Below are 13,220 nucleotides of genomic sequence, written 5' to 3' on the forward strand. Positions count from 1 at the left end.
TCTTGATGCGGATAACCGGGGTTTCACCCACGGTCACGCTACCGGACAGTTTGATCAGTTCTTTGATTTCGTCCATGTTGGAGATAACAACCGGAGTCAGGGTAGACTTGGCTTTTTCTTCCAGCAGCGGCAGATCGAATTCAATAACCGGGTCGCCCACTTTCACGCGCTGACCTTCTTCAGCGATACGCTTGAAACCTTCGCCTTTCAGTTCAACGGTATCAATACCGAAGTGAACAAACAGCTCAATGCCGCTATCAGATTCGATAGAGAACGCATGGTTGGTTTCAAAGATTTTGCCGATGGTGCCATCTACAGGAGCAACCATTTTGTTACCGGTTGGTTTGATAGCAATACCATCACCAACGATTTTTTCAGCAAAAACTACATCCGGCACGTCTTCGATGTTGACGATCTCGCCAGAGAGCGGAGCAACAATCTCAATAGTTCCGGTGTCTTTCTTATCATCAGAAACCAGAGATTTCAGTTTATCGAACAAACCCATGATCTTCTCCTAAGCAGTAAATTGGGCCGCATCTCGTGGATTAGCAGATTGTTTTTTCTTCAATGAACTTGTTAACCAGCGTCATTAACTCGTCCGTTGTCGGTTGAGCAAGAGCCTGCTCTGCTAACACCTTCGCATCTTCGAAGTTCGTGTTACGGATAATCTTCTTAATGCGCGGGATAGAAATGGCGCTCATAGAGAATTCGTCCAGACCCATCCCCAGCAACAGAAGTGTAGCACGTTCGTCGCCTGCAAGCTCACCACACATGCCAGTCCATTTGCCTTCAGCATGAGAAGCATCAATAACTTGCTTGATCAGCGTCAGAACAGATGGCGACATCGGTTGGTAAAGGTGTGAAATCATATCATTACCACGGTCAACTGCCAGGGTGTACTGCGTTAAATCATTGGTACCGATACTAAAGAAATCAACTTCTTTGGCTAAATGACGCGCAATGGTTGCCGCAGCCGGTGTTTCCACCATCACGCCAATCTCAATGCTTTCGTCGAATGCTTTACCTTCGTCGCGCAGTTCCTGTTTGTAGATTTCGATCTCTTTGCGCAGTGCGCGCACCTCTTCAACAGAGATAATCATCGGGAACATGATGCGCAGTTTGCCGAAAGCAGAGGCACGCAGAATAGCGCGAACCTGGTCACGCAGGATCTCTTTACGATCCATCGCGATACGCACGGCACGCCAGCCCAGGAACGGGTTCTCTTCTTTCGGGAAATTCATGTACGGCAGTTCTTTATCGCCGCCAATGTCCATGGTACGGACGATAACCGCCTGAGAGCCACACGCTTCAGCAACGGCTTTATACGCAGCAAACTGTTCTTCTTCAGTTGGCAGCGATTCACGGTCCATGAACAGGAATTCGGTACGATACAGACCCACGCCTTCAGCGCCATTACGCTCAGCGCCTTCAACGTCACGAACGGTACCAATGTTGGCACACACTTCAACCTGATGTCCGTCCAGCGTGATAGCCGGCAGATCTTTCAGCTTAGCGAGTTCCGCTTTCTCGGTAGCAACCTGCTCCTGAACGGCACGCAGTTGTTCGATAACGTCGTTAGTTGGGTTGACGTAAACCTGATTGTTTACGGCATCCAGAATCAGATAGTCGTCGTTTTTCACCTGAGAGGTGACGCCACCAGTACCGACGATGGCCGGCAGTTCCAGAGAACGCGCCATGATTGAGGTATGAGAGGTACGTCCACCTGCGTCAGTGATGAAACCCAGCACTTTCTCGAGGTTCAGCTGTGCGGTTTCTGACGGGGTCAAGTCAGCGGCAACCAGGATAACTTCCTCCTGGATAGCGCTCAGGTCGATAATTGCCAGACCCAGGATGTTACGCAGCAGGCGTTTACCGATGTCACGTACGTCAGCCGCACGTTCTTTCAGGTATTCATCATCCAGCTCTTCCAGGGCTGTGGCCTGACCTTCGATAATCTCATGCGCAGCGGCGTCAGCCGTCATGTGCTTATCTTTAATCAGGGCTATGATTTCCTGCTCCAGCTCCTCATCTTCGAGCAGCATAATATGCCCTTCAAAGATGGCTTCTTTTTCTTCACCGAATGTTTCACCAGCTTTGGTTTTGATCGCTTCCAGTTGCGCAGATGCCTTGGCACGACCGCTCAGAAAACGTTCAACTTCCTGATCAACCTTGTCGGCAGAAATTTTTTTCCGGTCAATGACGATTTCGTCTTCTTTCAGCAGCAGTGCCTTGCCGAAAGCGATACCCGGGGATGCTAAAATGCCTGAAATCATAACCCTACCTTACTTGTGACTGATATTTAAAAGAACTCGTTGAACTTACTCGAGTTCAGCCATCAGTTTAACCAGATGCTCAACTGCTTTCTGCTCGTCTTCGCCTTCTGCGGAAAGGGTAACAACGGTGCCCTGAGTCAGGCCCAGAGTCTGCAGCTTAAACAGGCTTTTTGCGCTAGCGCTTTTGCCGTTGGAAGTCACAGTGATTTCAGACGTAAAGCCTTTTGCTTCTTTAACAAATTGAGCAGCAGGGCGAGTATGCAGACCGTTCGGAGCGGTAATGGTAACTTCTTGCTGGAACATTATATTTCCCCAACTTATAGGTTTAGTGTTGTGGAACTAAAGTCTAGCCTGGCGGTTCAACTTTAGCCTGTATTGTTAGCGTCGACGTAAACAGGACGCGACACAAAAGGAGTTCGGTGCAATCCGTTGCTGGCAACTTCTTGCCGCTGACGTTTCGTTCGTCATTAAACATTATGCCGCGAAAGGAAGAGTTGAACCAAATCATAAAATCGATTCAGCTAGCGCTTTTCCTGTAACGATTAATTTCGCGCATCAAAATAATTAGTTTGGTTAAATACCAGTTCCGGCGGGCTGAATCAATGCCAGGTGGGTTGAAACTTTGAAGCAGGCCACAAAAAAGCACCCAAAAGGGTGCTTTTTTACGCGTTTTTAACATGCTGGCATTACTGTTGCAGTTCTTTCTCAGTGAAGAGATCGGCAAACAGTGCTGTGCTCAGATAACGCTCACCCGATGACGGTAGAATAACCACTATATTCTTATTGGTAAAGGTTTCATCTTCCTGCAGCTTAAGCGCGGCAGCAACGGCAGCACCTGAAGAGATACCTGCCAGAATACCTTCTTCTTCCATCAGGCGACGCGCAGTAGAGATTGCTTCATCATTGGTGATGGCGACGACTTTATCGATAAGTTTCAGATCAAGGTTGCCTGGAATGAAGCCTGCACCGATGCCCTGAATTTTATGTGGACCTGGTTTAAGTTCTTCACCCGCCAGCGCCTGGGCGATAACCGGAGAGTCTGTCGGCTCAACGGCAACGGTGATGAGGTCCGTTTTGCCCTTGGTCCCTTTAATGTAGCGAGTCACCCCGGTCAGCGTACCGCCGGTACCTACGCCAGAGATAAACACATCAACCTGACCATCGGTATCTTCCCAGATTTCCGGGCCGGTAGTTTTCTCGTGGATTTCCGGGTTAGCCGGGTTGCTGAATTGCTGAAGCAGCAGGAATTTTTCTGGGTCGCTGGCAACAATCTCTTCTGCCTTTTGAATCGCGCCCTTCATGCCTTTCGCGCCTTCGGTCAGCACCAGGTTTGCACCCAATGCCTTCAGCAACTTGCGACGCTCAATGCTCATGGTTTCTGGCATCGTCAGGGTGAGTTTGTAACCACGGGCGGCAGCAACGTAGGCCAGCGCGATCCCGGTGTTGCCGCTGGTTGGTTCGACCAACTCAACGCCCGGCTTCAGTACACCACGTTTTTCGGCATCCCAAATCATATTGGCACCGATACGGCATTTGACGCTGAAGCTCGGGTTACGTGACTCCACCTTCGCCAGAATGCGTCCGTTACCGATACGGTTCAGTCGAACCAGCGGCGTATGACCGATAGTCAGCGAGTTGTCTTCAAAAATCTTACTCATGGCCTGTCCTTAACTGTATGAAATTGGGATACCGCTTCAGCATACCTGTTGAGAAAGTATGGGGAAGTAAGGATTTAGCATATCTATATTCAGAAAGGAAATATTCGACGTCAGTATGGAATAAGGGAGGGCATAAGCCCCCCCTGTTTTACACATTTTTGCATTACTTCCATAACGCGTGTTTAGCACGATAGCAGTCTACCCACATCGCCGTGGCACCACAAACCGCAACCGGCATGATGAACAGATTGAGCACCGGGATCATCGTAAACAGACTGGTTAGCGCACCGAACTGCATGTTGGTGACTTTGCGTGTGCGCAGGGCGATACGCATCTCTTTAAAGGGCACTTTGTGGTTGTCGAACGGATAATCACAATATTGAATAGCCAGCATCCACGCACTGAACAGGAACCACAGTACCGGGGCAACGGTCTGCCCCACGCCGGGGATAAAATAGAGGAGCAGTAACACAAAGGCGCGCGGGAGATACCACGCCAGCTTTTGCCATTCGCGCTTCATAATACGGGGCACATCTTTCATGATGCCAAGAACGCCAGTGTCAGGCGGTGTTGCACCTGTCAGGCGGGCTTCGAGTTGTTCCGCCAACAAGCCGTTAAACGGTGCGGCAATCCAGTTGGCGATGGTAGAGAACAGGTAGCCAAACACCAGTAGCACGGAGATCGTGACAATCGGCCATAGCAAATAGCTAAGCCACTGTAGCCAGTTCGGGACGTGGCTCATCAGCGCAGGGATCCAACTGTCCAGTTGCGTAAACAGCCACCAGAATGCGCCGCCCATTAGCAGAATATTCACCAGTAAAGGCAGGATAACAAAGCGACGAATTCCCGGTTGAGTGATGAGTTTCCATCCCTGAGAAAAGTAATAAAAACCGCTGCGAGGTACAACTGCAGATGATGAAACCATGGTCAGGACATACTCCTTGTTATATGAGCTCTGGTAAACTTTGCGTATCTTACCGGGTTGTTGAGCGTTAGGCTGTTCAGAAATGTTCGAAAAAACAGCAAAAAGCACGTTTTTATTCATCTTTATGCCGTGAAAGCCAAGAGTGCACTTGCACTTGGCGTAATCGGCAAATACTCTTAGTGAGTAAATGTTTGCCGTGGTGGCAAGGTGTTAGAACAACAGAGAATATAATGATGCAGGATTTGCGTCTGATATTAATCATTGTTGGCGCGATCGCCATAATCGCTTTACTGGTACATGGTTTCTGGACTAGCCGTAAAGAACGGTCTTCTATATTCCGCGATCGCCCACTGAAACGCATGAAGTCTAAACGTGATGACGAGGATTCCTACGACGACAACGTCGAGGAAGACGAAGGCGTGGGCGAAGTCCGCGTGCATCGTGTGAATCATGCTCCCGGCAGCGCTCAGGAACATGGTGTTCCTCCTCAGTCGCCGCAACACCAGTACCAGCCGCCTTATGCGTCTGCTCAGCCGCGTCAACACGCGCAGCAGCCTGCACAAGCGCCTGTACCGCCGCCGCATGTTCAGCAGCCGCCGCAGCCCGTACAACCGCAGCAGCCGGTGCAACATCAGCCTGTTCAGCAGCAACCTGCGCAGCAGCCGATGCAACATCAGCCCGTTGCGCCGCAGGTTCAGCAGCCCGCGCCACAACCTGCGCCACAACCTGCGCCACAGACCTTCCAGCCAGCAGAGCCTGTTGTTGAACAGCAACCGCAGCCTGAACCGGTTGTTGAAGAAGCGCCCGTAGCTGAAAAACCGCAGCGTAAAGAAGCGGTCATCATTATGAACGTTGCGGCGCATCACGGCAGCGAGCTCAACGGTGAAGTGTTGCTCAACAGCATTCAGCAGGCTGGTTTTAAATTTGGCGATATGAATATTTTCCATCGTCATCTCAGCCCGGATGGTAGTGGCCCGTCGCTGTTCAGTCTTGCCAATATGGTTAACCCAGGGACGTTTGACCCTGAGATGGCCGGCGATTTCAGCACGCCGGGCGTCACTATCTTTATGCAGGTTCCGTCCTATGGTGACGAGCTGCAAAACTTCAAGCTGATGCTGCAGTCCGCACAGCACATTGCCGATGAAGTGGGCGGTGTGGTGCTCGACGATCAACGTCGTATGATGACGCCGCAGAAACTGCGCGAGTATCAGGACCGCATCCGCGAAGTTAAAGAATCTCACGCCTGATTTTCCTCTGGCGTGACCTCTCCTTTCTGAACCCCCGCCTGTCGGGGGTTTTTTATCATTGATGGTGCGATATGGAATCAATCGAACAACAACTGACAGAACTGCGAACCACGCTTCGCCATCATGAGTATCTCTACCATGTGATGGATGCGCCGGAAATTCCTGATGCGGAATACGATCGTCTGCTGCGCGAACTGCGTGAACTGGAAGCGCAGCATCCTGAACTTGTCACGCCCGATTCACCCACCCAGCGCGTAGGTGCCGCACCACTGGCGGCATTCAGCCAGATCCGTCATGAAGTGCCGATGCTGTCGCTGGATAACGTGTTTGATGAAGAGAGTTTTCTCGCCTTTAACAAGCGCGTACAGGACCGACTGAAGAGTACGGACAAACTAACCTGGTGCTGTGAGCTGAAGCTTGACGGACTGGCGGTGAGTATTCTCTATGAAAACGGTGTGCTGGTCAGCGCAGCAACGCGTGGTGATGGTACGACTGGCGAGGACATTACCTCGAACGTGCGCACCATCCGCGCGATCCCGTTAAAACTGCGTGGCGATAATATTCCGGCTCGCCTGGAAGTGCGCGGCGAAGTGTTTTTGCCGCAGGCCGGGTTTGAAAAAATCAACGAAGAAGCCCGCCGCACTGGCAACAAAGTGTTTGCTAACCCGCGTAACGCGGCGGCTGGGTCACTGCGTCAGCTCGATCCGCGTATTACAGCGAAGCGGCCGCTTACTTTCTTCTGCTATGGCGTCGGCGTGCTGGAAGGCGGCGAACTGCCCGATACCCATCTGGGTCGCCTGCTGCAGTTTAAAGCGTGGGGCCTCCCGGTCAGCAACAGGGTAACGTTGTGCGACTCTCCGGAGGAAGTACTCGCTTACTATCATAAGGTTGAAGAAGACCGGCCGACGCTTGGATTCGATATTGACGGCGTGGTTGTCAAAGTCAACTCCATGGCGCTGCAGGAGCAACTGGGCTTTGTTGCCCGCGCACCGCGCTGGGCGGTAGCTTTTAAGTTCCCGGCGCAGGAACAGATGACTTTTGTTCGCGACGTTGAGTTTCAGGTCGGTCGTACCGGCGCGATTACGCCTGTCGCCCGCCTCGAGCCAGTGCAGGTGGCTGGTGTGCTGGTGAGTAACGCAACGCTGCATAACGCTGACGAAATCGAGCGGCTGGGTTTGCGTATTGGCGACAAAGTTGTTATTCGCCGTGCGGGCGATGTCATCCCGCAGGTGGTGAACGTCGTACTCTCCGAACGCCCGGAAGATACGCGCGAAATCGAGTTTCCCACCCACTGTCCGGTATGCAACTCTGACGTTGAGCGTGTGGAAGGAGAAGCGGTTACTCGTTGTACCGGAGGTTTAATCTGCGGGGCACAGCGGAAGGAATCATTGAAACACTTCGTTTCCCGCCGTGCGCTGGATGTTGACGGTATGGGCGACAAAATTATCGATCAACTGGTCGAGAAAGAGTACGTGCACACACCAGCGGATCTGTTCACGCTGACCGCCGGTAAGCTGACCGGCCTCGATCGTATGGGGCCGAAGTCTGCGCAAAACGTGGTGAATGCGCTGGAAAAAGCGAAAGAGACCACGTTTGCCCGTTTCCTCTACGCGCTGGGTATTCGTGAAGTCGGCGAAGCGACGGCTGCGGGTCTGGCCGCGTATTTCGGTACGCTGGATGCGCTGGAGGCGGCTTCCATTGAAGAGCTGCAAAAAGTACCGGATGTGGGCATTGTGGTGGCCACTCACGTGTTTAACTTCTTTGCCGAAGAGAGTAACCGCGAGGTGATCGTGCAACTTCTGGCGCAGGGGATCCACTGGCCAGCGCCGGTGGTTATCAACGCTGAAGAAATCGACAGCCCGTTTGCCGGTAAAACGATTGTGCTGACCGGTAGCCTGAGCCTGATGTCACGCGATGACGCCAAATCGCGTCTGACCGAGCTGGGCGCAAAAGTGGCGGGGAGCGTGTCGAAGAAAACCGATCTGGTGATTGCGGGGGAAGCGGCGGGCTCTAAACTGGCAAAAGCGCAGGAGTTGGGCATTGCCGTTATCGACGAAGCTGAAATGATCCGCTTGCTGGGTGCCTGAGATGGAAAAAGAGCAGCTGATAGAGATCGCCAATACCGTCATGCCCTTTGGCAAATATAAAGGGCGTCGGCTGATTGACGTTCCGGAAGAGTATCTGCTGTGGTTTGCCCGTAAGGATGAATTTCCGCCGGGCAAACTGGGTGAGCTGATGCAAATCACGCTGCTGATTAAAACCGAGGGGCTGACGCAGCTGGTTCAGCCCCTGAAACGCCCGCTTTAGGCCTTCGCGGCGCGGCTCTTCTGCTGCGCCTGCAGCGCGTCCGTCTGTTGTTTGTAGCGACGCGCCAGCACGGCGCACACCATCAGCTGAATTTGGTGGAAAATCATCAATGGCAGCACCATCATACCAATTACCGATGTCGGAAACAGGATGTTTGCCATGGGGATCCCGTTGGCCAGACTTTTCTTCGATCCGCAGAAGACAATAGTGATTTCATCAGCTTTGCTGAAACCGCATTTCCTCGCGACAAAGACGTTGATAGCAATCACGATTGCCAGCAATATGATGCTAACAACCACGATAAACAGCAGTGAACCGACCCCCACTTTGTGCCAGATCCCATTAACCACGGCCTCACTGAAGGCGGAGTAAACCACCAGTAAAATGGAAGATTGATCCGTTTTTGCGATCCATTTTTTATGTTTTGACACCCAGTTGCCAATCCACGGTCGGGAGAGATGCCCCAGCACGAACGGCAGCAGCAGCTGCAGCATGATTTTCCCCACCTGTTCCAGGCTGCCTTCTGCGCCATGCATATTCATGACCAGGCCTACCAGCAGCGGCGAAAGAAAGATACCCAACAGGCTGGAGGCCGAAGCGGAACACACGGCGGCGGCAACGTTACCGCCTGCCATTGAGGTAAAGGCGATAGCCGACTGCACCGTGGCGGGCAAAATACACAGGTATAGGAATCCGGTGTACAGCATCGGGTCAACGTTGACGGGTGCCCACCAGGCGAACAGGACGCCCAGCACCGGGAAGACAACGAACGTGCTGCACATCACCCACAGATGCAAACGCCAGTGGCTACCGCCGGCAATAATCGCCTCACGAGAGAGTTTTGCGCCGTGCATAAAAAACAGCAGCGCAATGGCGGCGGTGGTTAAGCCTTCAAAGAAAGGCACAAAGCCACCTTCGGCCGGGAAAAACGACGCCAGTAAAACAACGGTAATCAGCGTTATCGTGAACGGATCAAGAATACGAAAAAGTTTCATAAAGACTCCTGAAATTCGGTAGCAACATTTTGCGTTTTTCCGTTTGAGAAATAAAATTGATTTATTGCATCTATATATGAATAGAATCGATGAATTATTCTTTGCGTCAATTACGTATCTTTGTCACCGTCGCTCAGGCCAAAAGTTTTAGCCGGGCGGGGGATATCATCGGCTTAAGCCAGTCGGCGGTTAGTCATAGTGTAAAAGAGCTGGAAGGGCAGACGGGTGTCCGGCTACTGGATCGTACAACGCGCGAGGTGGTGCTGACGGAAGCCGGACACCAGTTGGCGGCACGGCTGGAACGCATTCTGGATGAACTGCACAGTACGCTGCGTGAAGCCGGGCAGGTGGGTACGCAGTTAACCGGTACGGTGCGGGTTGCTGCCAGCCAGACGATTTCCGCGCATCTCATTCCGCAGTGTATTGCGCAGAGCAACCAGCTTTATCCGGCAATCGATTTTGTGCTGCATGACCGGCCACAGCAGTGGGTACTGGAGAGTATTCGTCAGGGAGAGGTGGATTTTGGCATTGTGATTGACCCGGGTGCCGTGACCGATCTGCAGTGTGAAGCCGTACTATCCGAACCGTTCCTGCTGCTGTGTCGCCATGATCATCCGTTAGCCCAACGTGAGTGGGTAAACTGGCAGGATTTGTACCACGAACGTCTGGTGTTACAGGATTACGCTTCCGGCAGCCGACCGCTGATCGATGCGGCGTTGGCCCATTTTTCCATTGATGCCAATATTGTTCAGGAGATTGGTCATCCCGCCACGCTGTTCCCGATGGTTGAAGCGGGGATTGGCATCAGCGTGCTGCCCGCACTGGCGCTCCCCTTACCGCAGGGTAGCCACTTGCAGGTTAAGCGCCTGACGCCGGTTGTGGAACGACAACTGATGTTGGCGCGGCGCAAAAATCGCTCTCTCTCAACCGCCGCTCAGGCATTGTGGGACGTGGTGCGAATGCAGGCCAGTGAATTAACCGCCGGTCGTGCCCGCGATCCGTTGTATCAGATATAAATATCGACCTGATGTTGGTCGGAAGCCGTGTTGATGCCTTCAGCTTTTCTCTGATCGGCGCTTTGCTTTTGCTGCGACTCCTCGGCCTGCCGACGCAACAATTGATCCAACTGGGCTTGTAACATCTTGATTTGGGTCTGAATAAGTTCCTGCTGCTCGCGTTTCTGCTCAATAGTGCCACTGCTGTTGGGGATATCTTTGAGCTGCTGGGTTAGCTTGGTTATCTTTTGGGTGATTTGCGCAATCTGTGCGGAGATATCATTCCCGGCTGGTGCTTTTCCGCCGCTACTGCTTTGAACAGTTGGGGTGGAAACGTTGATAGTTGTCATACGGATTCCTCACGCCATAAAACATGAGTATCGGCATTAGTGAACAGAACTTCAGCGACAATACGGCCGAGCAGAGTTTAATAATAAAAATCCCAAATCTGCATGTATCTCTATTTCTGTGCCATTTCTGGCCCGAAAAAAATGTGATTTCAGGCTGGTTTAGTGCGACTCATCCATACCGATTTACTATCGGTTGTCGGGATAAACGGTATTGGTAATCGATTGCGTAGTCTCGCTATAACAGTGCGGTACGCGACATTATTTTCGACTACTCAGTATTAAGGACATCTCATGAGTCACTCTCTTTTCTCGCAAAATCCCTGGTACAGCGCCGACATCATTCGTAGTTGCAAACCCGATTTCACGCCGCGCGTAGCCTTTATTCTTGGCTCAGGCCTCGGCGCGTTGGCGGATCAAATCGAGGATGCAGTGGCCATCTCTTACGAGAAATTGCCGGGATTCCCTGTCAGTACCGTACATGGTCATGCCGGTGAGCTGGTGCTGGGAAATCTGGCCGGTATTCCAGTGGCCTGTATGAAAGGGCGTGGGCATTTTTATGAAGGTCGCGGCATGACGGTGATGACCGATGCCATTCGCACACTGAAGCTGCTGGGCTGCGAACTGTTATTTTGTACTAATGCCGCAGGCTCCCTCCGCCCTGAAGTTGGGCCGGGTAGTCTGGTTGCGCTTAGCGATCACATCAATACGATGCCGGGTACACCGATGGTGGGACTTAACGATGAGCGTTTTGGCGAGCGATTCTTTTCGCTGGCGAATGCCTATGATGCTGACTATCGTGCAATCCTGCAAACCGTTGCCGCAGAAGAAGGTTTCCCTCTGAGCGAAGGCGTATTTGTCTCTTATCCGGGGCCAAACTTTGAAACCGCGGCAGAAATCCGCATGATGCAAATTATTGGCGGCGATGTGGTGGGGATGTCGGTGGTGCCTGAGGTTATCTCTGCGCGCCACTGCGGTCTGAAAGTGGTTGCGGTGGCTGCCATCACCAACCTGGCGGAAGGTTTGGGGGATGTGAAGTTATCTCACGCGCAGACGCTGGCGGCAGCGGAACTCTCGCAGCAGAATTTTATCAATCTGATCTGCGGCTTTTTGCGCAAACTGGCCTGAATAATTAAAACATGACCCCGCTTGCGGGGTCTTACTTTTTTGGCAAGGAACGGAAAAATGGGTATCGCATCTCGCTTAAAGCTCATGTCGTTTTTGCAATATTTTATCTGGGGTAGCTGGCTGGTTACCCTGGGTTCTTACATGATTAACACCCTGGATTTTACCGGCGCGAATGTGGGTATGGTCTACAGCTCGAAAGGTCTGGCAGCGATTATTATGCCGGGCATTATGGGGATCATCGCCGATAAGTGGCTGCGTGCCGAGCGCGCTTATATGCTGTGTCACCTGGTGTGTGCTGGCGTGTTGCTGTACGCCACAACCGTTACCGATCCACAGACCATGTTCTGGGTGATGTTGGTTAACGCGATGGCGTATATGCCGACGATTGCGTTATCGAACAGCGTTTCATATTCATGCCTGGCGCAGTCGGGTCAGGATCCGGTCACCGCGTTCCCGCCAATTCGTGTGTTTGGCACGATAGGTTTTATTGTGGCGATGTGGACGGTCAGCTTAATGGGGCTGGAGCTGAGCAGCGCGCAGCTGTATATCGCTTCAGGCGCATCGCTGCTGCTGGCTCTGTATGCGCTGACGTTGCCGAAAATACCGGTTGCGGAGAAAAAAGAATCCGCCACGCTGGCCAGTAAGCTGGGGCTGGATGCGTTTGTTTTGTTTAAAAATCCGCGCATGGCAATTTTCTTTTTGTTTGCCATGATGCTGGGGGCGGTGCTGCAAATTACCAACGTCTTTGGCAATCCGTTCCTGCATGATTTCGCCCGTAACCCTGAGTTTGCCAACAGCTTTGTGGTGAAATATCCCTCCATTTTGCTGTCGGTTTCCCAGATGGCGGAAGTGGGCTTTATCCTCACTATCCCGTTCTTCCTCAAACGTTTTGGCATCAAAACGGTGATGCTGATGAGCATGCTGGCGTGGACGCTGCGCTTTGGCTTCTTTGCCTTTGGCGATCCGTCCCCGTTTGGCTTTGTGTTGCTGCTTATGTCGATGATCGTTTACGGCTGCGCGTTTGATTTCTTCAACATCTCCGGGTCGGTATTTGTCGAGCAGGAAGTTGACTCAAGCATTCGCGCCAGCGCCCAGGGGCTGTTTATGACGATGGTAAATGGCATTGGCGCGTGGGTGGGTTCAATCCTGAGCGGGATGGCGGTGGACTACTTTTCTGTCGATGGCGTCAAGGATTGGCAAACTATCTGGCTGGTGTTTGCCGCTTACGCGCTGGTCCTGGCGGTTATCTTTGCATTGTTCTTTAAATATAAGCATGAGCCTGAACGACTGGCGCAGAAATCATCGCCACATTAATGCTCCTTTAGCGGCGGGTTCTGATACCCGC

The 13,220-nt window shown here is 52.2% G+C and carries 13 protein-coding genes; 6 read left to right on the forward strand and 7 right to left on the reverse strand.

Going from position 1 to position 13,220, the window contains the following annotated elements:
• From crr to cysZ, 5 genes are all read right to left on the reverse strand, one after another.
• Positions 1-505 (reverse strand): PTS glucose transporter subunit IIA (gene crr / locus FDX03_RS04205; RefSeq protein WP_137345683.1); only part of this gene is annotated, 505 nt, incomplete at its 3' end.
• Positions 506-545: 40 nt separating this feature from the next.
• A complete protein-coding gene (gene ptsI, locus FDX03_RS04210) occupies positions 546-2,273 on the reverse strand; it encodes a phosphoenolpyruvate-protein phosphotransferase PtsI (RefSeq protein ID WP_137345523.1) in 1,728 nt (575 codons plus the stop codon).
• A 45-nt stretch (positions 2,274-2,318) separates the two neighbouring features.
• Positions 2,319-2,576: a phosphocarrier protein Hpr gene (gene ptsH / locus FDX03_RS04215; RefSeq protein WP_002913505.1), complete on the reverse strand. Its 258-nt coding sequence runs from the start codon at positions 2,574-2,576 to the stop codon at positions 2,319-2,321.
• A gap of 383 nt (positions 2,577-2,959) precedes the next feature.
• The gene (cysK, locus tag FDX03_RS04220; RefSeq protein WP_003038091.1) at positions 2,960-3,931 is read right to left on the reverse strand and encodes a cysteine synthase A; all 972 of its coding nucleotides are present in this window, start codon (positions 3,929-3,931) and stop codon (positions 2,960-2,962) included.
• Positions 3,932-4,094: 163 nt separating this feature from the next.
• A complete protein-coding gene (gene cysZ, locus FDX03_RS04225) occupies positions 4,095-4,856 on the reverse strand; it encodes a sulfate transporter CysZ (protein WP_086523404.1) in 762 nt (253 codons plus the stop codon).
• Positions 4,857-5,086: 230 nt separating this feature from the next.
• Between cysZ and zipA the strand changes: the two genes are divergently transcribed.
• The 3 genes from zipA (at position 5,087) to FDX03_RS04240 (ending at position 8,410) form a co-directional block, all read left to right on the forward strand.
• Entirely contained in the window at positions 5,087-6,103 is a 1,017-nt protein-coding gene (gene zipA, locus FDX03_RS04230; protein WP_137345524.1) for a cell division protein ZipA, read from the forward strand.
• A gap of 71 nt (positions 6,104-6,174) precedes the next feature.
• On the forward strand, positions 6,175-8,190 hold the full coding sequence (ligA, locus tag FDX03_RS04235; RefSeq protein ID WP_137345525.1) for an NAD-dependent DNA ligase LigA: 2,016 nt from the start codon (positions 6,175-6,177) through the stop codon (positions 8,188-8,190).
• 1 nt (position 8,191) lies between these two features.
• The gene (locus FDX03_RS04240; RefSeq protein ID WP_048210989.1) at positions 8,192-8,410 is read left to right on the forward strand and encodes a DUF3820 family protein; all 219 of its coding nucleotides are present in this window, start codon (positions 8,192-8,194) and stop codon (positions 8,408-8,410) included.
• Here FDX03_RS04240 and FDX03_RS04245 read toward each other — a convergent pair.
• Positions 8,407-9,405: a bile acid:sodium symporter family protein gene (locus tag FDX03_RS04245; RefSeq protein ID WP_061068297.1), complete on the reverse strand. Its 999-nt coding sequence runs from the start codon at positions 9,403-9,405 to the stop codon at positions 8,407-8,409. The two genes, FDX03_RS04240 and FDX03_RS04245, sit on opposite strands and share 4 nt — an antisense overlap.
• Positions 9,406-9,494: 89 nt before the next feature.
• On the opposite strand from FDX03_RS04245, the gene FDX03_RS04250 reads away from it, so the two are divergent.
• The gene (locus FDX03_RS04250; protein ID WP_048210991.1) at positions 9,495-10,421 is read left to right on the forward strand and encodes a LysR family transcriptional regulator; all 927 of its coding nucleotides are present in this window, start codon (positions 9,495-9,497) and stop codon (positions 10,419-10,421) included.
• On the opposite strand, the gene FDX03_RS04255 is transcribed toward FDX03_RS04250, so the two are convergent.
• Positions 10,412-10,750, reverse strand: a complete 339-nt coding sequence (locus FDX03_RS04255; protein ID WP_048210992.1) for a FlxA-like family protein — start codon at positions 10,748-10,750, stop codon at positions 10,412-10,414. The genes FDX03_RS04250 and FDX03_RS04255 overlap by 10 nt on opposite strands.
• 291 nt (positions 10,751-11,041) lie before the next feature.
• Between FDX03_RS04255 and xapA the strand changes: the two genes are divergently transcribed.
• A complete protein-coding gene (gene xapA / locus FDX03_RS04260) occupies positions 11,042-11,875 on the forward strand; it encodes a xanthosine phosphorylase (RefSeq protein WP_048210993.1) in 834 nt (277 codons plus the stop codon).
• Between the two features lie 57 nt (positions 11,876-11,932).
• Complete coding sequence (locus FDX03_RS04265; RefSeq protein ID WP_137345526.1) at positions 11,933-13,189, forward strand: nucleoside permease; 1,257 nt, start codon at positions 11,933-11,935, stop codon at positions 13,187-13,189.
• Positions 13,190-13,220 lie beyond the last annotated feature (31 nt).

It is taken from the genome of Citrobacter sp. wls827, assembly GCF_005280875.1.
GTDB classification, from domain to species: Bacteria; Pseudomonadota; Gammaproteobacteria; order Enterobacterales; family Enterobacteriaceae; genus Citrobacter; species Citrobacter youngae.

Coding starts and splice junctions, on each gene's coding strand:
- ptsI (WP_137345523.1), bottom strand. CDS start 2,273: ATGATTTCAGGCATTTTAGCATCCCCGGGTATCGCTTTCGGCAAGGCA.
- ptsH (WP_002913505.1), bottom strand. CDS start 2,576: ATGTTCCAGCAAGAAGTTACCATTACCGCTCCGAACGGTCTGCATACT.
- cysK (WP_003038091.1), bottom strand. CDS start 3,931: ATGAGTAAGATTTTTGAAGACAACTCGCTGACTATCGGTCATACGCCG.
- cysZ (WP_086523404.1), bottom strand. CDS start 4,856: ATGGTTTCATCATCTGCAGTTGTACCTCGCAGCGGTTTTTATTACTTT.
- zipA (WP_137345524.1), top strand. CDS start 5,087: ATGATGCAGGATTTGCGTCTGATATTAATCATTGTTGGCGCGATCGCC.
- ligA (WP_137345525.1), top strand. CDS start 6,175: ATGGAATCAATCGAACAACAACTGACAGAACTGCGAACCACGCTTCGC.
- FDX03_RS04240 (WP_048210989.1), top strand. CDS start 8,192: ATGGAAAAAGAGCAGCTGATAGAGATCGCCAATACCGTCATGCCCTTT.
- FDX03_RS04245 (WP_061068297.1), bottom strand. CDS start 9,405: ATGAAACTTTTTCGTATTCTTGATCCGTTCACGATAACGCTGATTACC.
- FDX03_RS04250 (WP_048210991.1), top strand. CDS start 9,495: ATGAATTATTCTTTGCGTCAATTACGTATCTTTGTCACCGTCGCTCAG.
- FDX03_RS04255 (WP_048210992.1), bottom strand. CDS start 10,750: ATGACAACTATCAACGTTTCCACCCCAACTGTTCAAAGCAGTAGCGGC.
- xapA (WP_048210993.1), top strand. CDS start 11,042: ATGAGTCACTCTCTTTTCTCGCAAAATCCCTGGTACAGCGCCGACATC.
- FDX03_RS04265 (WP_137345526.1), top strand. CDS start 11,933: ATGGGTATCGCATCTCGCTTAAAGCTCATGTCGTTTTTGCAATATTTT.